Source organism: Streptomyces lydicus (genome assembly GCF_001729485.1).
GTDB classification, from domain to species: domain Bacteria; phylum Actinomycetota; class Actinomycetes; order Streptomycetales; family Streptomycetaceae; genus Streptomyces; species Streptomyces lydicus_D.
In genome coordinates this window covers 4,296,834-4,321,871 of record NZ_CP017157.1, presented here as the reverse complement: position 1 = coordinate 4,321,871, position 25,038 = coordinate 4,296,834, and the positions used below count along the sequence as shown (strand labels likewise).

Annotated in this window: 18 protein-coding genes and 7 pseudogenes; 8 read left to right on the top strand and 17 right to left on the bottom strand. The window is 69.7% G+C overall.

What is annotated here, in order from left to right; translation table 11 throughout:
• Positions 1 to 30: 30 nt before the first annotated feature.
• A pseudogene (locus SL103_RS36245) lies at positions 31 to 419 on the bottom strand (DUF488 family protein); the annotation flags it as partial.
• A gap of 543 nt (positions 420 to 962) precedes the next feature.
• On the opposite strand from SL103_RS36245, the gene SL103_RS18715 reads away from it, so the two are divergent.
• Positions 963 to 2,093 carry an Ig-like domain-containing protein gene (locus SL103_RS18715; RefSeq protein ID WP_069570132.1) on the top strand — a complete coding sequence of 377 codons (1,131 nt, stop codon included), beginning with the start codon at positions 963 to 965 and terminating at the stop codon, positions 2,091 to 2,093.
• Between the two features lie 325 nt (positions 2,094 to 2,418).
• Here SL103_RS18715 and SL103_RS18710 read toward each other — a convergent pair whose 3' ends face one another.
• The 4 genes from SL103_RS18710 to SL103_RS18695 all read right to left on the bottom strand — a co-directional run bounded on the left by SL103_RS18710 (position 2,419) and on the right by SL103_RS18695 (position 7,701).
• Positions 2,419 to 4,050, bottom strand: a complete 1,632-nt coding sequence (locus tag SL103_RS18710) for an IPT/TIG domain-containing protein (protein WP_079145832.1) — start codon at positions 4,048 to 4,050, stop codon at positions 2,419 to 2,421.
• 203 nt (positions 4,051 to 4,253) lie between these two features.
• A complete protein-coding gene (locus SL103_RS18705) occupies positions 4,254 to 5,759 on the bottom strand; it encodes an IPT/TIG domain-containing protein (RefSeq protein WP_079145831.1) in 1,506 nt (501 codons plus the stop codon).
• A 153-nt stretch (positions 5,760 to 5,912) separates the two neighbouring features.
• Complete coding sequence (locus SL103_RS18700) at positions 5,913 to 6,704, bottom strand: IPT/TIG domain-containing protein (RefSeq protein WP_069570131.1); 792 nt, start codon at positions 6,702 to 6,704, stop codon at positions 5,913 to 5,915.
• A gap of 301 nt (positions 6,705 to 7,005) precedes the next feature.
• A complete protein-coding gene (locus SL103_RS18695) occupies positions 7,006 to 7,701 on the bottom strand; it encodes a hypothetical protein (RefSeq protein ID WP_244303961.1) in 696 nt (231 codons plus the stop codon).
• A gap of 419 nt (positions 7,702 to 8,120) precedes the next feature.
• Between SL103_RS18695 and SL103_RS18690 the strand changes: the two genes are divergently transcribed.
• On the top strand, positions 8,121 to 8,516 hold the full coding sequence (locus tag SL103_RS18690; RefSeq protein WP_079145829.1) for a DUF4232 domain-containing protein: 396 nt from the start codon (positions 8,121 to 8,123) through the stop codon (positions 8,514 to 8,516).
• 496 nt (positions 8,517 to 9,012) lie between these two features.
• Positions 9,013 to 9,510 (top strand): DUF6193 family natural product biosynthesis protein, encoded by a 498-nt coding sequence (locus SL103_RS18685; RefSeq protein ID WP_244303960.1) that lies wholly within the window; start codon positions 9,013 to 9,015, stop codon positions 9,508 to 9,510.
• A gap of 238 nt (positions 9,511 to 9,748) precedes the next feature.
• Here the strand turns inward: SL103_RS18685 and SL103_RS18680 are convergent, their stop codons facing one another.
• Positions 9,749 to 10,888: a GDSL-type esterase/lipase family protein gene (locus SL103_RS18680; protein ID WP_069570130.1), complete on the bottom strand. Its 1,140-nt coding sequence runs from the start codon at positions 10,886 to 10,888 to the stop codon at positions 9,749 to 9,751.
• A 472-nt stretch (positions 10,889 to 11,360) separates the two neighbouring features.
• On the bottom strand, positions 11,361 to 11,873 hold the full coding sequence (locus SL103_RS18675) for a hypothetical protein (protein ID WP_069570129.1): 513 nt from the start codon (positions 11,871 to 11,873) through the stop codon (positions 11,361 to 11,363).
• A gap of 332 nt (positions 11,874 to 12,205) precedes the next feature.
• Between SL103_RS18675 and SL103_RS38820 the strand changes: the two are divergent.
• A pseudogene (locus SL103_RS38820) lies at positions 12,206 to 12,355 on the top strand (ATP-binding protein); the annotation flags it as partial.
• Between the two features lie 109 nt (positions 12,356 to 12,464).
• On the opposite strand, the pseudogene tpg reads toward SL103_RS38820, so the two are convergent.
• The 3 genes and pseudogenes from tpg to SL103_RS18660 all read right to left on the bottom strand — a co-directional run bounded on the left by tpg (position 12,465) and on the right by SL103_RS18660 (position 14,584).
• Positions 12,465 to 13,017, bottom strand: a pseudogene (tpg, locus tag SL103_RS18670) (telomere-protecting terminal protein Tpg).
• Between the two features lie 12 nt (positions 13,018 to 13,029).
• Positions 13,030 to 13,775, bottom strand: a pseudogene (locus tag SL103_RS38815) (telomere-associated protein Tap); the annotation flags it as partial.
• A 245-nt stretch (positions 13,776 to 14,020) separates the two neighbouring features.
• Complete coding sequence (locus tag SL103_RS18660; RefSeq protein ID WP_069570127.1) at positions 14,021 to 14,584, bottom strand: TetR/AcrR family transcriptional regulator; 564 nt, start codon at positions 14,582 to 14,584, stop codon at positions 14,021 to 14,023.
• A gap of 87 nt (positions 14,585 to 14,671) precedes the next feature.
• Between SL103_RS18660 and SL103_RS36235 the strand changes: the two genes are divergently transcribed.
• Positions 14,672 to 16,894 carry an alpha/beta fold hydrolase gene (locus SL103_RS36235; protein ID WP_164492845.1) on the top strand — a complete coding sequence of 741 codons (2,223 nt, stop codon included), beginning with the start codon at positions 14,672 to 14,674 and terminating at the stop codon, positions 16,892 to 16,894.
• Between the two features lie 163 nt (positions 16,895 to 17,057).
• Here SL103_RS36235 and SL103_RS38810 read toward each other — a convergent pair whose 3' ends face one another.
• From SL103_RS38810 to SL103_RS18640, 5 genes and pseudogenes are all read right to left on the bottom strand, one after another.
• Positions 17,058 to 17,198: a hypothetical protein gene (locus SL103_RS38810; protein ID WP_244303959.1), complete on the bottom strand. Its 141-nt coding sequence runs from the start codon at positions 17,196 to 17,198 to the stop codon at positions 17,058 to 17,060.
• 91 nt (positions 17,199 to 17,289) lie between these two features.
• Positions 17,290 to 17,574 (bottom strand): annotated as a pseudogene (locus SL103_RS39600) (serine/threonine protein kinase); the annotation flags it as partial.
• Positions 17,575 to 17,791: 217 nt separating this feature from the next.
• Positions 17,792 to 17,923 (bottom strand): hypothetical protein, encoded by a 132-nt coding sequence (locus tag SL103_RS39260; protein ID WP_279631161.1) that lies wholly within the window; start codon positions 17,921 to 17,923, stop codon positions 17,792 to 17,794.
• A gap of 266 nt (positions 17,924 to 18,189) precedes the next feature.
• A complete protein-coding gene (locus SL103_RS18645) occupies positions 18,190 to 20,313 on the bottom strand; it encodes a PQQ-binding-like beta-propeller repeat protein (protein WP_069573892.1) in 2,124 nt (707 codons plus the stop codon).
• A gap of 918 nt (positions 20,314 to 21,231) precedes the next feature.
• Positions 21,232 to 21,681 (bottom strand): annotated as a pseudogene (locus tag SL103_RS18640) (glycosyltransferase family 2 protein); the annotation flags it as partial.
• Positions 21,682 to 21,898: 217 nt separating this feature from the next.
• Here SL103_RS18640 and SL103_RS36220 point away from each other — a divergent pair.
• Positions 21,899 to 22,120 (top strand): annotated as a pseudogene (locus SL103_RS36220) (MFS transporter); the annotation flags it as partial.
• A 7-nt stretch (positions 22,121 to 22,127) separates the two neighbouring features.
• Positions 22,128 to 22,661 carry a hypothetical protein gene (locus SL103_RS18635; RefSeq protein ID WP_069570124.1) on the top strand — a complete coding sequence of 178 codons (534 nt, stop codon included), beginning with the start codon at positions 22,128 to 22,130 and terminating at the stop codon, positions 22,659 to 22,661.
• Positions 22,662 to 22,681: 20 nt separating this feature from the next.
• On the opposite strand, the gene SL103_RS18630 is transcribed toward SL103_RS18635, so the two are convergent.
• Together SL103_RS18630 and SL103_RS18625 are read right to left on the bottom strand one after the other, a co-directional pair.
• Complete coding sequence (locus SL103_RS18630; RefSeq protein ID WP_164492844.1) at positions 22,682 to 22,984, bottom strand: hypothetical protein; 303 nt, start codon at positions 22,982 to 22,984, stop codon at positions 22,682 to 22,684.
• Positions 22,985 to 23,791: 807 nt separating this feature from the next.
• A complete protein-coding gene (locus SL103_RS18625; protein ID WP_069570122.1) occupies positions 23,792 to 24,301 on the bottom strand; it encodes a DUF4188 domain-containing protein in 510 nt (169 codons plus the stop codon).
• Positions 24,302 to 24,384: 83 nt separating this feature from the next.
• Between SL103_RS18625 and SL103_RS18620 the strand changes: the two genes are divergently transcribed.
• The gene (locus SL103_RS18620) at positions 24,385 to 25,029 is read left to right on the top strand and encodes a MerR family transcriptional regulator (protein ID WP_069570121.1); all 645 of its coding nucleotides are present in this window, start codon (positions 24,385 to 24,387) and stop codon (positions 25,027 to 25,029) included.
• The last annotated feature ends 9 nt before the right edge of the window (positions 25,030 to 25,038 follow it).

Genomic DNA, 25,038 nt, shown 5'->3' with positions numbered 1-25,038 from the left:
CCGGGCACCTCGGCCGAGTCATGCGCCCTTGTCTCTTCCGAGGCGTCGGTGACAGCGCCACCAGACCGCCTCACTGCACATCACTGTCGTGCGGGAACGAGCGGCTTCACCGAGCAGTCGGTCCATCGCCGCCACGAACGCGGGCTCACGCATATAGGCGGCATAACCCCTGAACGAGGTGTTGCGCCAGACGAGGTCCGGGGAGTCGGCCGGTGCTTGCGAAAGCCCCCCAGGTCCGGCTCCCAGCGGTAGTTGATGCCGGCCTGCGGCAGCCAGTGGGCGAGGCTGCGGCGGAACAGGTGGGGGCTGCGACGGCTGCCGGGCCCGATCCGTACGTCGACCACAGACCGCACGTCCGCGCCCCGCAGCAGCTCGATCACCTGCTGTTGCTCCGCGGTGCTGTGACCGAAGGTGATCAGCTCCGTCGGCCCTGGATCATCGCCGTGCTGCCTGGGCCCCACGTTCGGTCACCGCCCTGCCAGGACCATGGTTCCGCATGGCTCCAGACTGCTGCGGGACACCGGACACCGGACACCGGATCCCGCAGCCGCGGTCTCAGGACGCCGGCTGTCAGCCCGCCTCGTGGAGTGGGTGGGGCCCGTGGCCCGGGCCCCACCCACGCCCGCACCGAGAGCGACCTCCACGCCATGGCGAGCGACGGGCGTCCAGTGGAGGCGGGGCGAGCAGGTGGCTCCATATACCCCACGCAGCGCCTGCGGGTGGTACGGACACGCCGAAGCGCGCTCCGCCGTACGGGTTGTCCGGTGCGGCATTCATAGCCCTGCGTCAGGCCCATCGCTTCAATGAGGGGTACCGACGGTGGGTGCCCATCCCCTGGCGGGGGCCACAGCGACTGTCTGCACGATGCAGTCCGTTGTGCTTCTTCAGGGCACCCCCGGCAGGAGAGCGCGATCGCAGCGGCCCCACCTCCCACGCGGAGCCCACGAAAGGGGCCGTCCAAGATGGCGATCAACCTCACACTCTCCCCCTCCAGCCTCGCGGCAGGCGGGACCTTCACCGTCACTGCCACCGGTGCCGCGCCGGGCGAAGCTCTCACCTTCACCTACGACGCTGCGACGCCTCAGACGGTAGTCGCCGACGCCACGGGTAGTGCCACCGTGTCGTTCACTGCGACCACGACGGGGCCGGTGGTCGTCGCAGGCCCCACCAGTGGGGCCGCCTCCGCGACGCTCACCGTCACCGCGGCTACCAACTGCGTGGTCACGGTGACGTCGTCGCCGGCCAACCCGACCGCCGGTCAGCCGGTCACCGTCACCGCGACCGTCACCTGCAACGGAGCCCCGGTCCCGGGCGCGACGGTCGTTTTCACCGCCGCCGGCGGCAGCCTTGCGCTGGGGGTCGGCACCACAGATGCCTCCGGCCAGGCCAGCGTGACCAGCAGTCTGTTGCCGGCCGGCACCAACGTCGTTACGGCCACCGTGGTCTCCGCCAGCACCACCTGTACCTGTGTCGGCGTCTCCGGCACCGCGACGGTGAACGTCGGTGCGGCCTCGACCAACTGCGTCGTCACGGTGACGTCGTCGCCGCCCTACTCGACCGCGGGTCAGCCGGTCACCGTCACCGCGACCGTCACCTGCAACGGAGCCCCGGTCCCGGGCGCGGTGGTGCTCTTCACCACAACGAGCGGCGCACTGGGACTCGGCATCACCGGGCCCACCGGCCAAGCCAGCGTGACCACCACCGCGCTGCCCGTCGGCAGCAACGTCGTCACGGCCACGGTGCTCACCGCCCGCACCACGTGCCACTGCACCGGCGCCTCCGGAACCGTGACGGTGACCGTCGGTGTGGGCGAGGGGAGCACGCTGACGGCCAAGCCGGCCTGCTATGCGCTGAACTTCCCGCCGGTGCCTTGGGCGTTCGCCCATGCCACGTTCAGCGTGTGCGGTGCGACTCCGGGCTCGACGGTGACCTTCTCCGTGCTGGGAGGCACGGTGTGCACTGCTGTGGCCGACGCCGACGGCAACGCCTCCTGCACTGCCAACCTCAGCATCACGCAGGCGCTGGCCGCCACCTACACCGCGAGCAGCGGTGGGGTGACCGTCACCGGAACCCTTGGCCCCTGCCTCAACTGACGCCTCACCCCGGCTCCCGTAGGCCAGCGCCGGGAGCATGCCGGCGCTCACCGAACCGGCAAGAAGCCGCCTGATGAGCGACCGGACACCACAGCCGTCCCCCGTAACGCAACTACGGGGGACGGCTGCTTGCCGTAAGGATAAGCGCGGGAGATACGGCGAGGGTCCCGCGCCGCGGGCCATGGTCGGCCGTTCGCCTCCACGGAGACCGTCCCTGCTGGAATGCGACCGACCACGGCTACGGCTTCATGCCCCCGACAGCCACGACACCGACGGCATCGCCCCGGACCACGCCCTCGGTGCCCCGGCGATCAGATGCAGGCGATCAGGTGTAGACGAAGGCCCCGGGCGCGGTGGCGGTGCCGCCCGCCGTCGTCACGGTGACGTTCGCCGGGCCGGGGGTGGCGGCGGGGGGAGTGACGGCGGCGATCCGGGTGTCGGAGAGGACACCGAAGTCGGCCGCGGCACCGCCGATCGTCACCGACTGCGTGGACGCGAGCTCCGTGCCCACGATCAGGACCGGGTCCCCGCCCGCGCTCGAACCAAGGGAGGGGCTCACGGAGGTGAGGCCCGGCGGCCCCACATAGGTGAAGGTGGAGCGCCCGTAGGAATTGCTTCGCGTGACCACGGTGACCGGCACCGGGCCGGTCGCCTCCGCGGGCGGCACCGTCACGGTGACCTTGTCGTCCAGGACGGATGACGGGGTGACGGCCACGCTGCCGAAGCGCACCGCCGTGGTGGTGATCAGGCCCCGGCCGGTCACGGTCAGGGTGCCGCCCCCGCTCAGCGGGCCCGCGGTCGGGCTGATCTTGGTCAGCACCGAGTCGGGGTGGTAGTAGAAGCGGCCCACGGTCCGGGTGGTGTGCCGCCCGATGGTGGCGTCGATCTTGACGTCGGTGGCGAGGCGCGGCGAGACGGCCAGGATCTCCCGGTCGTTGAGGATCGTGAAGGAGGCGGCCGGCTGGCATCCGAAGCGGACGGCGGTGGTGTTGCCCAGTCCGTCTCCGATGATGTCCACCGGCGTCCCGCCCGACATGGGCCCCGCGTCGGGGTACGCACCGGAGGGCGTGGGCAGCACGCTCACCGTCTCGTTGCCGTTGTTGACCACGTAGACGTCGAGGTCGTCCGGGGTGACCACGGGCCAGGACGGCGCGTGGAAGCCCGGCACCGTATCGATGATCTCGTTCTTGGTGAGGTCGATGGCGGAGACGCTGTCATCGCCGTCGCGCGCGACGTACACCAGCAGCCCGTCGTGGCTGACCGCCAGGCCGAAGGGGATGGGCAACCCGGTGATCGTGTCCACGACGGAGTGGGTCGCGGTGTCGATGACGGACAGTCTGTTGCCGCCGTACTCCGTCACATAGACGCGCTGTCCGTCGAGCGAAGCCGCCACGCCGCGGGGGAAGAGGAACCCGGGCAGGGTCGCGATGACGGTGTGGGTGGCGGTGTCGATGACGGCGACCGCGTTCGCGCCTTCCTCGGTGACGTAGACCTCCGTCCCGTCGGGCGTGACCGCCAGATTGCGCGGCCCGGTGCCCACCGGTACCGAGGCGATGACGGTATCGGTGGCCGTGCTGATCACATCCACCCGGTTCCCACCTTGGCTGGCGACGTAGAGCCGGGAGCCGTCGGGCGAGACCGTGAGACCCAGGGGCTTGTTGAGCCCCGGGATGCTGACGGTGACGGTGCGGGTGGTGGTGTCGATGACCGCCACGCTGTCGGTGCCGAAGCAGGCCACGTAGGCGCGCAGTCCGTCCGGGGCGACCGTGACCCCCCACGGTCCGCTGGTCACACCGATCGTGGTGACGACTCTTCGGGTGGTCGTGTCGATGACGCTGACGCTGGTGCTGCCGAAGTTGGTGACATAGAGGTGCCGGCCGTCCGGGGTCATCGCCGCCACGATGGGGGCGTGCCCCACCGGGATCTCGTCCGCCACCAGCGGCTCATTCGTCTCCATGGCATCCCCCCGGCTCCCGGATGCCGTCCGTACGGGCGGCCGGGGCACCGGTGAAACCGGTTCTGCTGCCGGTGAGCGCAGTGCCTTCTGCTGAAGCGTGTTGGCTGGTGCTGGTGCTGATCACTACCGGAATCATGACGCTCTCCTCTTCCTGAATTCCGAATCGATCACCACCGCGGCTGACGGCTCGTCGGCCGGCGGGTTCAGGACGGGTCGTAGACGTAGGGCAGGGTGTTGCTGTTGCCGGCCGGGGTGTGCGCCACCACGTTCACCGTGCCGGGTGCCCCGCCCGGGCTGGTCGCGAGGACCTGGGTGTCGGAGATCGCCGAGAACGAGGCCGGGATGCCGCCGAAGGTCACCGCGTCGGTGTAGGTGAGGTTGCTGCCGCCCAGCACGATCACCTCGCCGCCGAGGTCCGCGCCGTGGGAGGGGGTGAGGCTGGTCAGGGTGGGCGCCCCGAGGTACGTGTAGTACGGGTTTCCGGTGGCGGCGGTGCTGGTCCCGCCCGGTGTGGTGACGGTGACGACGACCGTGCCGGAGCCGGCTGGCGCGGTCATGGTGAGCTGGCTGTCGGAGACGACGATGAGGCCGGTGGCCGGGTTTCCCCCGAACGTCACAGCGCTGGTGAGCGTCAGGTTACTGCCGAAGACGGTGACGGTGTTGCCTCCGGTGGCCGGGCCGAGGTGGGGGGACAGATCGCTGAGGGTGGGCGCGGCGAGGTAGAAGTACGGCAGGGGATTGCTGGTGCCCCCGGTCGTGGTGACCGTGACACCGACCGAGGACGGCGGCCCGGCCGGGGCAGTCACGGTGACCTGCGTCGCGGTGTCGGTGAGGATCGTGGCCGGGTTGCTCCCGAACTCCACGGAGGTGGCGCCGGTGAGGTGGGTGCCGTTGAGGGTGACGGTGTTGCCGCCGGAGGTGGGTCCGGAGGTGGGGTTGAGGCTGCTGAGCGACGGGACGGGTGTGGCGGTGTAGGTGTAGGGGAGGGCGTTGCTGGTGCCGCCGGCCGTGGTCACGGTGACGTTGACGGTGCCGGTGTTCGCCGGCGCGATGACCGTGATCTGCGTCGCGGTGTCGGTGAGGATCGTGGCCGGGTTGGCACCGAACTTCACCGAAGTGGCGCCGGAAAGACCGGTGCCACTGATGGTGACCGTGTTGCCGCCCGAAGGAGGACCCGACGGGGGGCTGAGACTGCTGAGGACCGGAACCGGAGCAGCAACGTAGGTGTAGGTCAGGGCGTTGCTCATACCGCCGGCCGTAGCGACCGTGACAGCGACCGAGGAGGGCGACCCAGCCGGCGCGATGACGGTGATCTGCGTAGCGGTATCGGTGAGAACGGTGGCCGGGACGGGCCCGAAGAGGACCACGATGGCACCGGACAGATGCGTGCCGTTGAGGGTCACCGTATTGCCGCCCGACGTGGGGCCCGTGGCGGGGCTGAGGCTGCTGAGGGCCGGGGCCGAGGTGTAGGTGAAGAGCACGTTCTGGGTGCTGGTGCCCGTCGGCGCCGTGACCGTGACCTGCACCGTACCGGCTCCCGCGGGGGTCTTGGCCGTGATCAGGGTGTCGCTCACGATGACGAAGGTGGTGCCGTTGGGGCCGAACCTGACCTGGGTGGCGCCGGTGAATCCGGAACCGGTGATGATGACGCCGGTACCGCCCGCAGGAGCACCTTGGGCGGGACTGACGCTGGTCACTACGGGGGCCATGAGGCTCTTCTCCTTCTCCTGACGCCTGGGACGGTATGCCTGACCGGCGGTTGTCGGCCCGGGCCCGGGGACGTCGCCGCCCGTCCGCGCCACGTGCTGCAGACGGGCGGCGACTCGGTGGTCGTGCAGTCCGTGCCCGGCCGTCCCCGACGGTCAGGCGATCGTGAAGGGCTCGGCGTTGGAGTTGCCGCCGCAGGTGTGGACCGTGATGCTGCCGGCCCCGGTGGCGAGTCCGCCGGGCACGGTGGCGACGAGCTGGGTGCCGCTGACGGGGGTGAAGACCGCGGAGGCGGTGGCGGCGGCGCTGTCGGTGAAGGTGACGGTGTCGACCCCGACGAAACCGGTGCCGGTGACGGTGATTTCGTCCCCCGCCGTCCCCGAGGCGGGCAACACCGAGGTGATGGTCGGCGCGAGGTAGTAGTCGATCTGGGTGGTGCCCGAGGTGCTGGTGCCACCGGCGGTGGTGATGGTCACCGGCTGGGTCGATACCGTACCGACCTGGCCCGGGTTGGCCGGCGCCGTGAAGGTGACCTGGCTCGACTGGGTGGGGGTGACCGCTACGTTGCCGACGGTGCCCACCCCGACGTGCGTCCCGGTGAGGAAGTTGGTGCCGAACAGCGTGACCGCGCCGCCGGTGGCGGCTGACACGCAGGTGACGTTCGTCCCGGTGGTGGTCGGTGTGGCGATGACGAAGAACGGCAGCGCGTTGCTGGTGGCGCCGGCACTGCTCGTGACGCTGACCGACACCTGACCGGAGCACGGCGCCGAGCTGGGCACCACGAAGGTGACCTGGGTGGCGGTGACGGCTATCGGGGTGACCGCCGCCGAACCGAAGTTCACCCTCGTCGTGGTGGACAGCGAGGTGCCGTTGATCTGTACGGTGTCGCCGACCTTGCCCTGGTTGGTGGTGGTCGTCGTGTCCACCAACGAGGTGATGGTTGCCATGATCTTTCTCCTTCGGACGTGCCGCCCTGCCGCGGGGGGGCAGAAGAGCGGGCGGATGGCTGACGCGGCCCGCAGCCGCAGGGGACGCCCCGGTGGGCAGCAGGGGCGGGAAGACATGTGAAGACCGTTGCCTCAGGGCGGCTGATGGACCGTCCTGGCCGAACGGATGCGGCGTCGCATCGCGGCGCGCCGTCACACTCGCTCACCTTCGCGGTCGCAGCGCAGTACGGGCAGGCAAGGACGTGTTGGTCGCTGCCCCGCGAACTCACGCGCACGCCGCTAAGTTGAGGCTCTTTCGGTCTCAACAGGGGGCTGTCAAAGGGACAGTGGCGGCGCAGTTGTCCGGGGTGTTGCCGGACACATTGCTGGCGAGCAGCGTGACGGAGCCCGCGTTTCGATAGATACCGCCGCCCCTGACGGTGGCGGTGTTGCCGGTGACGCTGCTGGCCGTCATCGTCAGGGCGGTATCGGTGTAGATGCCGCCGCCAAACGAGGCGTGGCTGCCCCGGACAGCGCCCGCGGTCATGGTCACCGACCCGCCGAGGTTGGCGATGCCGCCGCCCACGCCGAGGCCGGCGTCACCGTTGCTGATCGTGACCGTGGCCAGGGTGAGCTGCCCCTGGGCGGCCGGGAATTGCGAGGGCCCGTCCACCTCGATGATGCGGAAGGAGGGCGAGTTCGGCGCACGGGTGATCTCGGTGGCCAGCCCGGTCATGGTGATCGGCGTGGTGATGTTCGGCAGGCCCGCCGGCCCTCCGCTGCCACCCGGACTGTGTGCGCCGGTCAAGGTGTAGGTGCAGAACGGCGCGAGGATCAGGTCACCGCCCCCGGCGGCGTTGGCTCCGTCGACGGCATTGACCAATGCCGTCTCGCTGCACGGCACGACCACCGCTAGCGCCGGACCGGCGGCATGTGCGTGCGCTGCCGGGGCGGTGAGCAAGAGCCCACCGGCCGCGCCGACCCCGGACAGTAAGCGAAACAGGTTGATGGCTCGCACCACGCCTCCTTGGACGTATGAGCGACCCTCATCAGCCGGTGCACCACGAGAGCGCGTCGGCCGACGATTCCTCCGGTGGGTGCCCTCGCGAACCTGCGGCCGCGTGCGCAGGCAGATGCCACTGAGCTGCGTTCCCCAGCGGAGGGATGGGCAGCCCACCTGGTCGGACAGCACAAGTAAGCCATCTGAGCTGCCTACCGACAAGAGATTCGAGAGCCCGCCACCCATTCAGCAGAGCGCACCACCCGGCGGCACAAACCAGCGCTGCGCTCCCGCCCCGCACCGGCCTGGGCAAACGCGCCCGCGGCTCGGCGTGGACCCGTTCGCGCGGCATGTTTGCAGCACGTGAGTGAGGCGTTTCCGGCGAGGCCGCGGGCAAGGGCACCACGGCGGGCGCCGGGCAGTGCCGCGGTGATGAGATGCTGCTCACCGCGGTGCACCGGTTCGCCGGGCAGCAGGGCGACCACCTGCTGGTCACCGCGTCGAACAAGGGCAGCACGCCGTGCTGGGTCACCTCGTACCCGGCCGTGAAGCTCGACGGCGCCGGCGCCGTACTGCCGCACTCGAAGAAGGACAACCCCGGTGGCAACAAGCGCCTCACGCTCCAGCCCGGCGGCAAGGTATACAGCGCGGTGAACCTCTTCGACTACGGCTCGAAGCACCACACGGCGCAGTCGTTCGCCCTCGCGCTGCGCGGCACGAACGGTCAGAGCGGCCCCTCCTACTCCGTCGCCCTCCAGGGCGCGAAGCCGCAGTTCAGCTGGAACGAGGCCGACGTGCTGAACTGGAGCGCCAAGAAGCCGTACAACTTCTGACGGACCGTCGGCCAGTGCTGGGTCATCCCGGACGCGCCGCACGGCGCGTCCGGCACCGGGGAGGGGTTCGTCCGTCGTGACCTGACGGGCCCGGCGCGACCGGAACGGGTTCGTCCGGGAGTCCGTTACAGGTGCGGGGTGCGCGCCTCGATCCGGTAGTCGAAGGCGGCACCGCCGACGCCGACCGTGGTCCCCCCGCCGTCGATGGTGAGTCGTCCCGGGAATCAGTGGCTCGGGCACAATCAGGATCCGTGCCCACTCCTCCTGACCCTGCTGTCCTGTACCCCGACGTTGCGGGCCTGCGGAAGCCTCGCCACAGCACTCCAGGCAGCGCCGGAAAGCTGCCTCGGAGCCGTCCTCGTCACGTCCCCGGACACCGCTCCGCTGCTCCACGCGACTGTTGCAAGCACCCTGCTGCACCGCGAGCCACTGCAGATTCAGCGCATGGCTGCATGAACGGAGGTGGTCGATCCGCGGCACGGAACCGTTCCAAAGCATGCCCCTCATCGATGGCACGGCGGACGACCTGACGGAGGTCGCCAGGGCCGCCCGGGCGTGGCACGACGGGGCTGCCCTGAACGACATTCGCCGAGCGGCACCCTTCGTGCACCTGACCGGACGGTTCGAGGTGCCCGACCTCGACCCCGCGCACCTGACGGAATCCGAGTGGCAGAGCCTGCGCCAGGAGGCCGGCGAACTGGAGTACTCCTGGCAGGAGACCTACCAAGCCCTGATCGAGGCGGCGCACGCCGAGCCGACGCTGCGCGCCCTCTACCCGTTCACGAGCCACTGGGCGCTGCGCTTCTCGACCACCACCCGCCCTCGCCTGACCGTCGTCGGACCGTGTCTGACCGCGAACAGCGACGGCACGTATGGGGTGGGCAAGGGCATCGTCAGCGATGACCTCGGCCGGTTCCCCACCGCGTCTGAGGCCGTGGCACTGGCCGTGCGCCAGATGACGGCCTACCGCCGGCCGATCGCGCTCGGCGGATGACTCGGCCCCGCACCAGAACCGTGTGGCCGAGCCGACCATTGTCCGCATGAACCCGGCATTGCCGCCGCAAGTCCGGCATCCGGTCGTGCACGAAGGCTGCACTCAGCCGCCAGATGGAACGCTCAGTCGCACTCGTGTGACTGAGCGCTCTGGTTGGCCAGTTGAGCGTGCGAGCGAACAGGGTGGCTGCCGGTACGCTCGGGCTCCGCACCTGATGCAGGTGCGGAGCCCCGGTCACTCAGCGGAACGGGCCGTCGTCGGCGAAGGCGTGCGCGGCGAAGTGTTTGCCCATCCGGCGGTAGGCGGCGGCGGTGGGGTGCAGGCCGTCGGCAAGGTCATCCACCTCGTGCGGGCCGAGCAGTTCGCGTCCGTCGAGATAGTGCAGGTGGGGATCGCGTGCTCGCCGGGCTGCCACGATTCGAGCCAGTTCGTCACGGACCACCGTCAGCGACAACGCCCCACGGGCCACATCGGCCGGGTCGCCCAGGGCTGTGATCTTCCCGTCAGGGCCCATCGCGGTCGGGCCGGGAGTCTCTTCAAGTGCCGGACAGCTCACCGGGGACATCAGCAGCAGCGGAGTGTCCGGGTGGCCGTCCCGGATCGTGTCCAGGAATCCGTGCACCGCCGGGCCGAACGTCCGCAGTCGGAAGGTGGCCAGGCCCACGATGTTGACGCCCGTCTTGAGGCTGATCAGGTCGGCGGGCATGTCGCGGATCGTCCGGGCGACATAGGGGTCCAGCATGTCGTTGCCCGCCTGGCTGAGGTTGATCACCTCCACTCCCCCGAGCGAAGCCGCCACCACCGGCCAGGTGCCGGTCGGGCCGTCGGCTTCGAGGCAGTGGCTGATGGAACTGCCGTGGTGCACCCAGCGGCGCCGACCGTCCGGCAACGGTGCCAGCACCTCGCCGTCAGCGCGCAGTGCCACCAGTTCCGTGGGGGTCTGCTGGGGCAGCCACAGCTCGACGTTCTTCATCCCCATCGGCAGCCCGGCGAACCGCACGGTCCCCGGCTCCCCCGGGACCAGTCGCTGCGCGGCCCCGGGGCTCGCCATCCGCACCACATTGCCCATCGGTGCTGGCCGGCGGCCGGCGGGGGCACCGTCCACCAACAGTTCCAGCATCCCGGTCGGGCGAGGCCGGGGGTCGGTGTCGAGCTGTCCTGTGGAGGTGAGTACCTCGAACTCAAGCTCACGCGCATCGGTACGGAAGACCAGCCGTACCCCCGAAGGCATCACCGTCACCCCGTAGACCGACGGGTCCTGGTACTGCTCCTTGGTCCACGCGGGCAACCGGCGAGGCATCACCCCCGCCTGCGTCCTGTCCAAGTCCAGCGCACCCCGTAATTCCACCGGCCCGCCCACCAGCGGAAATGCCCGCATCGCCACCGTCGCGTCTCCCCAACGTTCTCAGGTTCGGATGCGTGTACGCACCCGCGAGTTCTCTATCGCCACCCTGGCACACAAGCCGACACGCTCAACTGGCCCAAGTACAACGCTCACTGGCCAACCAAAACGCTCAGTCACACGTGAGCCGAAGCGCGTTAGTTGGCACCGGCGAGGTCGGACAAGCTGGCAAAAGGGACTGGACGAAGCATCCTGGTTGTCACGGGCGAGGCATCCGACTTGTCACACACGCTCATTCAGCAGTCCTTCTGCCACCAAAGGGAAGGTCGAGAACCCGAGGTTCTCTGCCCGGATCTTCTCCTCCGGCTGTCCCGAACTCCTCCGACAGCGGCAAGATCCCCGGGGGCAGCCGCGGATCCCGCAGCAGCAGCCGGATCAGCACCCGTGGTCTCCGGCTGGAGACCGGGCTCGTGAGCCAGCGCGCGTCCGGGCCCGGGGCCCTCGGCGTCTACAGGGCGCGCAGCAGGAACTGGGTGGTGGTGTAGCTGGCGCCGCCGGAGCAGGTGTAGCTCTGCTGGGTGGCCGTGTATGTGAACCCGGACGGCACGGAGCAGGCCCACATGCCGGTCACGGGCTTGTAGAGCAGGTACTGGTTGGTCGTGTAGCTCCCGCCGCCGGAGCACGTCCGGCTGCTCATGACCCCGGTGTGGGTGTAGCCGGGCATGGTGGTGCAGGCCCAGAGGCCGTCGGCGGGCGGCTGGACGTAAAACTCGGTGGTCGGGTAGCTGCTGCCTGCCGAGCAGGTGTAGGAGCTGCGGGACGAGGTGTACGTGTAGCCGGGCGGGACGGAGCAGGCCCAGAAGCCGGAGGTGGCCCCGGTGGCCCCTGTGGTCCCGGCTTCGGGGGCCGGGGCGGCGACGGCCGGGGCGGTCGCCGTGGTGAGGGTCGTGGCGAGGGCGAGGACGGCCGTCGCCGTGGCGGCGAGCAGCATGCGGGGCACACGGAAGGTCGTACGCGGCATGGCGGGCACTCCTGGTCGGTTCGTCCATCGGGCAGAGTCAACGGATGGGGGCCGGCCAGGGGGTCTGGCCCGTGCCCCGGCCCCCGCAGGGCGCGCGCCGGAAGACTGTCAGGGGCACGGGCGCCCGGCAAGGCGGGTGCCGCGCGGTCCGCTGTCTTCCGGACACCACCGGCATCCAGGCCGACCTGCGGGCCTGCCGGGGCGCACCGCCCTGCCAGGGCGTTCGGTGCGGGTGGAACGGCGGGGTCCGCCCCTGGGGCCGTACGGGTCAGCCGACCGGGGCGTTGAAGTGGACCTCCGGGTTGGCCGCCGTCGGGCCGTCGAGGAGCGGCGGCCCCAACTCCCCGTTCCGTCTCCAATACCTTGAGCCCTACGCCGAGGCGGCCCGCACGTGACCGCACGCCGAGGCCGAGGTCGTCGACATCACGCACCTCACACCCGCCCAGGCGGCCCAGCAGATCGCAGAGGCCGTCAAGAGTTGAGACGATCTTCCGGCATCGCACCTCACAGGTGACAACAAGATTGCCTATGTGACAACTACCGTGCTTCGGCTCACACAAGTCGGTTCCAGGCCCTCACGAATGCCGTGGGTCAGAAGTCGAGTTCCACGTGGTCGATGTCGGTGAACTCCACCAGGAGGCCGTCGGCGCGGCGGCCGCGGTCCTTGAAGTAGATCTCCTGCAAGCCTTCGGCGGCAATGTTCTGCAGCTGCTGCTCGGGGACGCCGGCGGCCTGGGCGTCGAAGAGGCGGGCGGCGTAGGCGGGCGGGAGATGCTGGGTGATCAGGCGGATCCGCCCGTCGTCGGTGGTGCCGGGTGTGGCGGTGAAGCCGAACCGTGCCCGGGTCTCGATGGTGATGCCGCCGGTCTGGACGGCGCGGCGCTGGGCCTTTTCGCGCACCTTGGGCTGCCAGCGGCGGCGGACCTCGCGTCCTATGCGCGCGGTCTTTGCGGGGCCGCTTGATCTGGTCTTTGACGTACCGCTCAACGGTGCGCTGGGAGATGCCCAGCAGTTGCGCGACGGCCTTGGTCGAGCCCTTGTGCTGCTTGACCAGGAAGCGCATCTGCGCGCCCGCGCTCTTCGGGATCAGCCGGGTGGTGTTGGCGGCCGCGGCTTTCTCCAGGCTGTCGCCGAGGATGCCCACGTCGGTCTCCTGCTCTCCGCTCTCAGGGACGTCGTCGCCCTTGATGTGCCGGGCCGGGTTGATCTGGTCGTCCTCGATGGTCCGGGCGAGCCAGAGGAAGTCGCGGGTGCCTTCGTGCTTGACCATCCCGGGGCTGGCGCCGAGGCGGAACCCTCCGGGCAGCGGCTTGCCGTCGTCGGCGTGCGGCATGAAGTCCAGTGGGCTGGGGCCGTGGGAGAGGTGGACGGCGCAGTCGGACAGGATTGCCACGGGGAACAGGCCCGCCCGCGCCCATGCCGTCAGTTTGCGGTGCTGGTTGGTGCGCACCTTGCCGATCAGCTCTGCCCGGGCGTGCGGGCTCCAGGTGGCGCGGAGAGGGCTGGCCACGGCTCGCCGAACTTGTGCTTGATGCCCTGCGGGCGTTCGCGTAGCTTGCCGATGCCGCCCTTGACCGTTGACTTGATGGCGGAGAGCGCGGCTGCCTGCCCCGGGCCGACGCTCTTGTGCCGGGCCATCGCGGCGAGGAAGTCGGCCTCGCTCATGCCGGCTTCGACGCCGAGGTCGGCCATGGTGGCCATGTAGGCGTCGCGCAGGCGGGTGTACCAGGCGTCGAAGTAGGCCCCGTGCTCGTGGCGGACGTACGCCTCGGACGGCTGGATGGTGGCGCCGAGTTCGACCGCGTAGGCGACGGTCGAGGTGGAGTACCAGGCCGGCCCGGTCTGGCGGGTGCCCTTCGGTGTGAACGGGCTGGGCAGGCGCGGGTCGGTCTCGATGTGGGAGGCTGCGCCGACAAGCAGGGCAGCGAGTGACCCCAGGGCATTTGTACCCAAGCCTTCGAGCAGCGCCCAGGCCACGCCTCCGGCGGCGTCCGCCGGGCCGTGACGTTTGATCTTGCTCGGGCAAAGGACCGTTTGTGAGACGGACTCGGGGAACATCGGTACCGAGGTGTGGTCGGGCACCACCATCTCCGGCTCACGCCACCGTGCAGGTCCAGCAGCGCGTCCAGCATGTGCGGGACAGCCTGTCACTCAGCCATGGCCAGAACATCGCGGACCAGACGTCGCACGTACTCACCATCGACGGGCAAGGCGAATACGACGTGGTGGTACAGAGGTGCGATGACATGGTCGAGGATCTGCGGGACGCTCGGTGTCTTCTCACCGCGTTCGCGGGCCCGGCTCACCACCTCCGATGCCTGCTCGCGCCGTTTCTCCGTGACCGGGCAACTCGCGAGGATCTCAGTGCGGGCCGACACCATCGCGCGCAGGTATCGGGCTCGGTGGGGACGTGTGATGTCGCGGGCGATGACCTGCGCCCACTCGGTCAGATCCTGCTGGAGGGATCCGGTGTCGGGCGCTGACTCACCGTCCCGGGTCAGGGCGGCGACAGCGACTTCCTCAAGGAGAGCGTGGACGCTGTCCCAGCGTCGGTAGAGCGTCGTCGGGTTGACCCCGGCCCGTTCGGCGACCACGGGAAACGTGATCTTTTCGGCGCCCTCGCCCACGAGTTCACCGACCGAGGTGTAGATCGCGGTCAGTACTCGACTGCTCCGCCCTCTGGGGCGGCTGGCGGCTGCGTGGTGAGACACGTCACCAGCATACGCAAAGATCTTTGCTTCCACTAGGATGAGCCACCCGGATTAAAGCAAAGATCATTGCTTTTCGATGGAGGTCGCGTGCTCAACCGTTCAGTTTCGTTCTTCCTGGCCGGGGCCGTGGGCGCGGCCACGCTCACGGCCGCTTCGGCGCCGTCCCCCCTCTACCCGGTCTATCAGCGCCTGTGGGACCTCTCCGCGTTCACCTTGACGGTCGTTTTCGCCGTCTACGTCTTCGCCTTGCTCGCCGCCCTGTTGACCGTCGGATCGGTCTCCGACCGGGTGGGCCGCCGGCCTGTCGCCTGCGGTGCCCTGGTGCTGCTCGCTCTGGGCATGCTGCTCTTCGCCGTCGCCGCAGGCGTCGGCGGCCTGATGGCCGCGCGCATTGTGCAGGGGCTTGCCGTGGGGACAGCCGCCGGCGCCACTACGGCCCTGATCATGGAGTCCGCGCCGAACCCCCGGCTCGGCTCGACCATCAGCAGCGCGGTCCCTTCCTTGGGGATAGCGATCGGCGCCGTCCTCGCCGGCGCCTTGGTGGAGTTCGCGCCACTGCCCCGCCAACTCGTCTTCTGGATCCTCAGCGTCGTGTACCTGGCGCTCGCGGCACTCGTCTGGCTGGTTCCCGAGAAAGCTCGATCCGACTCGCCAACCCGGGAAACCATTTGGCGGTCACTGCTGCCCAGCGCTCAACTCCCGCGGGCTACGCGGCCGGTCTTCGTCGCACTGCTGCCGTCGATCAGTGCGACGTGGGCCCTTGGCGGCTTGTACCTCTCGCTCGGATCGTCGATCCTCACCACCGTCCTCGACGTGCACAGCCACTTCGTCGCGGGCGTCATCCTCGGCGTCTTCTTCGTCGCAGGGACGGCGGGCACGGTCGCGTCGGCCTTCGCTCCGCCACGACACCGCGCATGGTTCGGCCTCGGGCCCCTCGCCATTGGCGTCCTGGTCACTGTCGCAGCCATGCCGACGGGTGTACTGCCGCTCTACGTCGTCGGGTCGCTGATCGCGGGATTCGGGTTCGGGGCGACGTTCCGGTTCGCCGTCCATGCCCTCGGTGAGGCGGCACCGATCGCCCGACGGGGCCAGGTGTTCGCGACGATGTACATCGTCAGCTATCTCGCCTTCAGTGTGCCTGCGCTCGCCGCCGGGCTCGCTGTCGAGCGATTCGGGCTCAAACCAACAGCCGTCGTGTATGGAGCCCTGGACATCGCATTGGTCCTGTTCGCTCTCGTTGCCGGGACCGCCCACGCACGTCGACGGGATGGCGAGGACGATGTTCGGCGCGATATCGCACCGCCGTTGGTCTCGCGCATTTTCGGCACGCCTCGCCACACCACGCACTACCTGGAGTACGGACCAGCCGATGGGCCGCTGATGTTCTTCCTCCACGGGTGGCCGGGCATCGGGTTGTTGTGGCGGGCCCAGATGGAGGCGTTCGCTGCCGACGGGTGGCACTGCGTCGCGCCCGATCTGCGCGGGTACGGCGAATCCTCCGCCCCGGCGGATACCGACGCCTACACCGTCGAGGAGGTCGTGATGGACCTGACGGAACTCCACGACCATCTCGGCGGCAGAACCGCGGTCTGGATCGGCCACGACTGGGGCAGCGTCGTGGCGGGAGCAGTGGCCGCACACGAGCCGGACCGGTGCCGCGGCGTGGTGTTGACCTCGTGGGCCTACTACCCCACCGCCAACAGCCTGGCCACGCTCGTACCCCTGGTCGACCGTCAGCTCTACCCGGCCGACCGGTATCCGGACGGACAGTGGGACTACTACCGCTACTACACGACGCACTTCGGAGCGGCGGTCGCCGACCTTGACGCGGCTCCGGCGGCAACGCTGGCATCGGTTTATCAACCGGGCAGCCCCGCCGCGATCGGCGCCATCTCACCGACGGCCACGGTCACACGCGACGGCGGACGCTTCGGCGCCGCGCACCGCGCACCGCCGACGCCGGCCGATCCGGCCCTCTGGCCACCGGCGGACTTCGACACCCTGGTGCAGGCGTTCGCAACTCACGGCTTTCGTCCTCCCTCTGCGTGGTACACAAACGACGACGCCAACATCGCTTACGCGCGCAAAGCACCCGACGGCGGGCGCCTGACGCAGCCGGTGCTGTTCGTCAACGGCGAGTGGGACGCGATCTGCAACATCTCGGGAAACAGCCAAGGCGACCCGATGCGCGCGGCCTGCTCAGATCTCACCGTGGCGCGCGTGCCTGCAGGACACTGGCTGCCGCTCGAGAGCAAGGCTCAACACATTGAAGCCATCCGCACCTGGCTCCGCTCCAAGAATCTTCGATGAGCAGCGAGATATGGGCTCGTCCGGCTCGAAGCTCCGGCAGAGCGGCGTCATCGTGCCGGGCGGTGCGGGACCTGCAGAGACGTAGGGACCCGTTACCCCTCAGCTGGCACGGGGCACGGTGGCACGCCACCGCCGACTGACAACGCAGTGCGGTCGGGGCAGGTCAGGAGGTCGCGGTGTCGACCAGGGCCATCTGCTGCCGGCTGTAACGGGCGCCGTGAACGCCGGTGCTGGTGAGGATGTTCAGGGCGGCGATGTCGTCGGCGGACAGCGCCACCCTCGTAGCTGCCGCGTTCTCTGCCACGCGTTCGGTGCGCCGGGTGCCGGGGATTGGTGCGATCCAGGGCGCGGTGCACGACACGGGCGGTGTGGATGTCGGTGAGGGCGTGCGCGATGCCCCAGGCCAGGAGCAACACCTGTGAAGCGGGCAGCGGACCCTGTGATGTCACCAGGTCCCGCAGCGTCGGGCCGGCCACGAACGCCGTGGCCAGCCAGGGCTGTTCACCGCAGGGGGCGGCGTCGAGCAGCGGCGCCAGATGGGCGCCGCGCACACGCTGGGCGGCCCGCACCTCGCGCTCGAAGCGCTGCCCGAACTCGGGGTCCCGGGCGAACTCGGGGCGGATCATCTTCACCGCGGCTGGCTGCCCGCCCGGGGACAGGGCGAGGAACACCTGCCCCATGCCGCCCTCTCCCAGCCGCGCCACCAGCCGGAAGTCCCCTAAGTCCGCCGGATCCTGTGCGTGCAGTGCCGGAAACCGGAATGCCGCCGTCGCCATACGGCGCTCCTCCCCCGTCGCTCGTTCCTTGTGCAGTCATGGTCAGCCTGCCCCTTGCTCACTGACCACCCTCGCGTCGGCCTTCTCTCCGGCTCGTCCTCGCTTTCGGGCCGCTGGGCGATCAGCCAGGCCAGGGGGATCGTGCCGTCCGCGGCCGGCTCGGGCCGCCGCCCCGCCAATTCTTCTTCGCCACCGCCCGGGCGGCGACCAGGTCCTGGCGCGCGAGGTCGCCCCCGCTCAGCTCGGCGGTCATGCGATCACCGCCCCGGCCGCCGTTTCGCCGTCCAGCGGGCGCGTGGCGAGTTCGGGCAGCCGGTCCGTCCACGGCGCGGCCGCGGTCGTCTCGGTGCGGACGGCCGCCGGCTCGCGCAGCTGCTCCAGGCGCGTCGCCAGCAGGTGCTGCGCGGTGCGCTCCCGGGCGGCGTCGGCAGCCTCGCGGCGGCGATAGCGTCCGCGCCGGTCGGGTTTGCTTGTACCAGCGGCGGTTCTGCTCGGTCGCGTACGCCCGCCGGGCCTCGGCTATGCCGGGCTGCCCTCGATAGTGGCCTCCAGAGCGTACACATGGTGATCCCGACTGCTGACGTACACGACTCCGTCGACCACGGCCAGCGACGATTCGACCTTGTCGCCGGTGCGGTAGGCCCATTTCTTGTTCCCTGTGACCGCGTCCAGGGCGTACACGTCGTGGTCAAAGCTGCCGATATATACCATTCCGTCTGCCACCGCCGGCGCCCCTTCGACCTGGTCGCCGGTCTCGAAGGCCCATTTCTTGTTCCCGGTGACCGCGTCCAAGGCGTACACCCTCTTGCTGCTGCAGCCGACGTACACGACCTTGTCGGCGACTGTCGGTGACGACCCGACCTTGTTGCCGGTGGCGTAGGCCCATTTCCTGTTCCCGCTGGCTGCGTCCAAGGCGTACACCCTTTTGCTGCTGCCGATATACACCACCCCGTCGGCCACCGTCGGCGACGTGAAACGCCAATCCTCTGGTTCGAGGTCCCATTCGGCGTTTGTGTCGAGGCCCGAGTCGCTTGCGCGGCGTGCCCATTTCTCGTCCCCGGTGGCCCCGTCCAGGGCGGTCACGGACTTGTAGCCAGCGATATACACCACCCCGTCGGCCACCGCCGGCAACTCGAGGCCAGAATCGCAGGAGACGACCCACCTCTCGTTCCCGGTGGCCGCGTCCAGGGCGAACACCTTACCGCTGCCGCCGATGTACACCCGCCCATGGGCTACGGTCGGCATCCCTTCGAGCTTGTCGCCGGTTGCGTAAGCCCACCTCCTCTTCCCAGTGGCGGCATCCAGGGCATACACGCTCCCGTCGGTGCTGCCGACGTACACCACCCCGTCGGCCACCGTCGGCACCCCCTCGACCTGACCGCTGGTCGCGTAGGCCCACCTCCTCTTCCCAGTAGCGGCATCCAGGGCATACACGCTCCCGTCGGTGCTGCCGACGTACACCACCCCGTCGGCCACCGTCGGCGACGACATGACCGCATTGCCGGTGGTGTATCGCCACCGGCGCCGCGGGTCGGGGGTGTTGTGGTCGTCAGGGGTGTTGTGGTCCACGGGAGGGTTGTGGCCGTCGGGGGGGTTGTGGTCGAACAGAGTGAAGGCTGCGGCGGCGATGCCGGCACTGGCGGCGGCGCCGATGCCGAGCTGCAGCGCTGCGCGGCGGCTGATGCGCCCCGCCGGGGTCGACGTACTTGCGGCCGTTCCCGGTACACGCACCGGCGTTCGGGCTGCGCCGGGGCCGGCAGCGGTGAGGGGGGCAGTGACGGTTTCCATGTCCGCGCCGGACAGGTGGTTTTCGGTGCCGAGTGCTGGGGGTGCGGCAGATAGTTCGCGGAGGCGCTCGCAGACCTCGGCCGCTGTTGCGGGCCGGTCGTCGGGGTCCTTGGCGAGGAGGGCCATGACCAGGTCGTCCAGGGCGGCAGGGACACTGCGGCGAGCCTGGCCTGGTGGCTCCGGGGCCGTATTCAGGTGGGCGGCCATCATCGCGACTGGTTCGGTGGTCTGGAAGGGGGTGCTTCCGGTGAGGAGTTCGTGGAGCACGCAGCCCAGGGAGTACAGGTCGGAGCGGGCATCTGCGGGGAGATCGCCGAAACGCTCGGGCGGCATGTAGGCAAGCGTGCCGATCACCTTGCTCGACTTGCGTGTCGACGCCATGTAACGGGCGATGCCGAAGTCGAGGATCTTGATCTGGTTGTCCGGGGTGAGCATGAGGTTCGCCGGTTTCAGGTCCCGGTGTACAACCCCGGCTGCATGGGCGGCCTGCAAGGCTTCGGCAGTCTGAGCCGCCCAGTGCACAGCAGTGGGCACCTGGGGTGGGCCGTCCTCGCGGAGCACCGTGTCCAGGTCCCGCCCGGTGACGAACTCCATCACCAGGTAGAGGGTGCCGTCGTCGGGGTCCTGGCCCAGGTCGAAGACCGTCACCACGCCCCTGTGGTTCAGCCTGCCGGCGGTTCGGGCCTCGCGGAAGAGCAACTGGGCGCCGGAGGTGTCGCGCCGTTCGTGCGGCAGTAACTTGACCGCGACGCGGCGCTCGATCAGACGATCGCGGCCTTCCCAGACCTCCCCCATACCGCCCCGGCCCACGAACGCAATCAACTCGTAACGGCCGCCCAGAATTCGCAAAGCCACCCACGCCCCCCCGCTCGGCCACCTGTCAATCCACACTCGCCGCGCTGGCCCCGCCTTCGCGAGACCGTACCGGTGATCCCACCACCATCCGCCCACCGGCAGCAAGGCGGACTCGACCGTTACCTCAGCAGTACAGCGACAACTCAATCGCGGACTACGGCGAGATATGGGCTGCGGCCGACACCGGCATCCGGGACCGCTGTGCACGGTCTTCGGACTAGCGGCCTGCGCCGGCGCCGCCCCTTCGGTTGTGGGTCAGCGAAGAAGCGGTGATCACGGTCGTCACAGCCGATGGCCGATGAGGAGCGCACGGTCAACGGCCGAGTGCGTGTCGCATCAGCCCTGGCCGGTCCGCTACATGGCCGATGGCCGATGTACCAGCGTCGGCCATGCGTCATGGCCGACCGTGTCCAGTCAGTCATGGTGGTGCGGTGTGCAGAGCACGGCGGGGTGACCGATGAGCGCTGTGATGGCCGCGCCCGACGCGCAGGCATAAATCCTGTTCACCTGCGGGTATCCGGGTGGGGGTAAGCATTCGGGTATCCGCTGTGCGGCGTGGCGCCCGGGGTGTCCGGAACGCAGGCAAGCCGGGTAACCGGCTTGAGGAGGCAGGTTCACTGGAGCCGCGTGAGCGGTCATCCTGGCCGACGCGCACTTGCCCGACCGACGATGCTCCCGCGCGGCAGGCGCACCGGTCAGGGTGCGAGGCCGTCGGCCCTTCCCGCACCCTGTGGGGCGCGCACCACAGGCGGCGACGTCCGTTCCACATGGGAGCCCGTGACGGCGCCCGGGGTGTTGCGCGTCGGCCGGCGGGTGTGAGCGCCGAGGCCAGCCCTTACGACCTTGGGAGCGATTGAGGTCGGGGCGCGCTGGCATGGCGGGTCGGCTGGTGGTTGATCAGTAGGCGCCCTGTCGGGCGAGTTCGACATCCACCAGCCTGTTGACCAGACGGTAGTAGAACCGGCTGAACGTGGAGCGCGCCACCCCGTCCCTGTCGCGGGATCGCCGGGCGACAACCTGGTCATGCCCCAGGGCGTGGAGGTCGAGCATCCGGGCGATGAGCTCCGGCGGGTGCTGGAGGTCGGCGTCCATGAAGACCACGGCGTCACCGGTGGCTTCTCGCAGACCGGCCAGCATGGCTGCCTCCTTGCCGAAGTTGCGGCTGAAGGACAGGTACCGGGTGTTCCGGCTGTGTCGCAGCCGCAAGGCACGCAGCCGGTCCAGCGTGCTGTCGCTGCTTCCGTCATCCACATAGCACAGTTCGTATTCGACACCGTCGAGCCGGCCCAGACTGTCCCGGACCCTGTGGTCGAACAGCTCGACGACGGCTTCCTCGTTGTAGCAGGGGACGACGATCGTCAGTCTCATAGCTGTCACCTCCCTCGTGTGTGTCCGGACTGCTGGTCGGCTCTCGATCGTCGCCGGGTCCGAGGAGCGACGGTTCCGCTCGCTGCCAGGCCCGCGAGGGCGAGCCGGAGCTGCTGGCAGGAGGTCTCCGCCCGAGCCGGTCAGCGCTTCGTGGAGTAGTCCACTGTGCGGCCTGCCCTGGCCGCGCCGGTCGCAGCGCTGCCGACGGCCGGGGTGGACCTGGTTCGCCCACGCCGCGCCCCACACCCCGGAGGCCGCCTCGGTGCTCTTCACCGCCTCCTTCCAGGCGACCTTCTCCCTGGGCGCCCTGGCCGGCGGCCTCGTCGTGGACCGGACGTCCCCCTCGCCCGTCATGACCCTGTCCGGTCTGACGGCGGCGCTCGTGGTGCCGGTCATCTGGTTCCATGATCAACGAAACCGCAGGTCCCCAGCCTCATGAGGAACACATGACAACGCCACAACGACTGATCCGGGCTGCTCTGACGGCGATACTCGCGGCCGGGCTCTCCGCCTGCGGAGGCACCGCCGCAGGCCACGACGACCCGGCCGGACCCAAGGGCCATGGCGCGGCCCACGGCCAGACCGCCCCGGCTGCCCCCGGCCACTCCGCCAGCGTCACCGGCCTGCGGGAGGGCGTCCGCCACTTCTCCCCTAAGACCGTCCGGGCGACCCGGCCCCACCTCGTCAAGAAGTGCACCACCGGCACCAAGCGCGTCCGCCACACCAAGCGCAGCGGCCGCACCAAGCACACCTGGTACACCACCGAGCACTACCGCAACTGTCACAAGGTGCGGAAGGGCAACGAGAGTTACTGGCGCCTCGTCCGCCGCGAGAAGTGGTGCGTACGCCTCGACGACGTCAACGGCGTGAAGAGCGAGGACGCCCGCTGGTTCCGGGTACCCCGCACCGTCTACACCCGGGCCCTGGGCACCGACTCCCACAACCGGATGACGTTCACCCCCCTCGGCAGAGGCTGCTGAGCCGGTGCGGCAAGGGGCCTTCAGCGAAGGCCCTCAGCCGCGGGCATCAGGGGCATTCCGAAGTACTTCGCGCGCTGACTCCGCCGCGCACACACCGGCCCCAGATGGCTCACCAGCCGCAGAAACAGCACCGACGAGGCCGACCCCCGGGCGACGTTGGACAGGGCGGGCGCCCAGCGGGCCAGGCGGTACGTGACGTTGACGTGCCGGACGGTTTCGCGGATGTGCCCACCGGGCGGCGCGGTTCCGGCCGGGTGGGCGAAGTGCGGCCGGACAGGGCCGCCGATCCGGCCGCGGGCCGGCAACGGCACCTTCGTACCCACCGGCGCGTTGATGCCGCGCCAACAGGAGAAGCACACCACCGTCTCGCGCCGCCCGTAGCCGAGCCGCCCGCCATTGCTCCAGCGGCCGGTCGCCGATGTGCACCTCGCGCTCGGTGGATTAGCCAGGGCCTCTCCATAGGGAAGCCCGCCCCCATACCGATCTCGCCCGCACCTTGCCCGCAGGGCGTCCCGAGCGGGGCTGGCCGTCGATCAGCACCCCCGGCCGCCGCTCTCCGCCCTGTGGGTGGCGGTCCAGGAAGGTGGGCCGAACAACCCTCATCGAGGGAACGCCAGCCGCACCCCAGCGGGGTGCGCTCATGGAGGTGTCGGGTAGGGGCCTGACGACGGGGGCTCAGCAACCGGAGGGAGCCTGCCATGAGCAACCGCATCATGACGGCAGGGACGGTACGCGAGACGACATTGAAGGTGTGTGCCGTCCCGGCCCCGGCGGTGCTGCCCCAGAGCGGGCCAGACGCAGGCGGCCAGTCTCGGTCAGGGTGCATTACGGTGGGGCACGAGGGCCTTTCGGTCGGTGTAGACGTCGCAATCCACACCGACCCCGGAAGGCCTTCACCCGTTCAAGATCCCGCAGCCGAGACCTGCCTCACCGTCCACAACCTCCCCGGACAGAACAACTAGGGCCTGTGCGGAGTCGTGATCATCGTGTCGGTAGAACATTCATCGACGCCGCCGGCCGTCTGTCGGAGGTCCTGCGCCGCACGGGCTGAGCGGGAGCCTTCCGGGAACGCCGAGGAGGGCCTGCCTCAACGCCGCGGCAGGCCCTCCTCGATCCCCCGATCCCCCTGGTCAGGCGGTCTTCTCGGCCACCGGCGCCTGCTGCGACCGGTAGGCGAACCGGTCCTTCGCGTACCGGCCCCGCTTCTCCAGCGGGATCTGCCCGTGCGCTGCGGCCAGCCCGAACGCGGGCATATCGCCATAGATCGCCTCGTACGACCCCTCGGGCACGATGTACGACTCGTGCCAGATGCCGACCTGCCCGCGCAGCTTCCCGGCCCGCTCCTTGCGGTTGAGGCGCGCCCAGGCCGCGTGATGGAAGGCGTCGGACGCGGTCGCGTAGGCGTACAGCTTCTCCTTGGACTCCCAGTACTGCACGACGTAGTACGTGCGTGGCGAAGCAGTCAGCAGCACCCGGCTGCGTAGGCCGCGCGCGGGGTCGTTCTCCAGCTCCCGCAGCATGCGGAACATTCCGAGCATCACCGGCAACCACAGATGGACGGCCCAGAACCGGTTGATGCGCATGCCGATCAGCAGGACGACGACGTCGCCCTTCGCGTCGGCGGTCGTACGGGACATCATGACCCATTCCCCCTCGTTGGTGAGCGGTGCTATCCGACTAGCGATGATTGGATAGTGCCGTTCTCCGAGAAGGGGCGCAAGACATGCGGCTCGCCGAACTGAGCAGACGCAGCGGTGTGTCCGCCGCGACGATCAAGTACTACCTGCGTGAAGGCCTGTTGCCGTCGGGCCGCCAGATCAACGCCACGACGGCCGAGTACGACGAGGAGCATCTGCGCCGACTGCGGCTGGTGCGGGCGATGATCCAGGTGGGCGGGGTGCCGGTGGCGAAGGTGCGCGAGGTGCTCGGGCACGTGGACGACGACTCCCTGGGTCGCTCGATCCGCCTCGGCGCGGCGATGTGGGCGCTGCCGCAGGTGCCGGAGCCGGACGAGGAGGACGAGTACGTCCAGGCCGCGCACCGGGAGGTCACCGCGCTCCTGGACCGGCTCGGCTGGGAGAACGCCAAGCAGCTCGCGTCCGTCTCCCCCTCGTACCGCTCACTGGTCGTGGCGGTGGCCGCGTTCCGCCGGCTCGGCTACGACTGGGGGGCCGAACAACTCGCGCCGTACGCCGAGTTGATGCACCGCACAGCCGTCCTCGACCTGGACAACATGGAGACGTACCCGTCGGAGGCGGAGCGGATCGAGTTCGCGATCCTGGGGGCGATCCTCAACGAGCCGTTGCTGCAGGCGCTGCACCGGCTGGCCCAGGAGGAGGAGTCGACGCGGCGGTACGGCTTCGAGTGACCGGCGCCG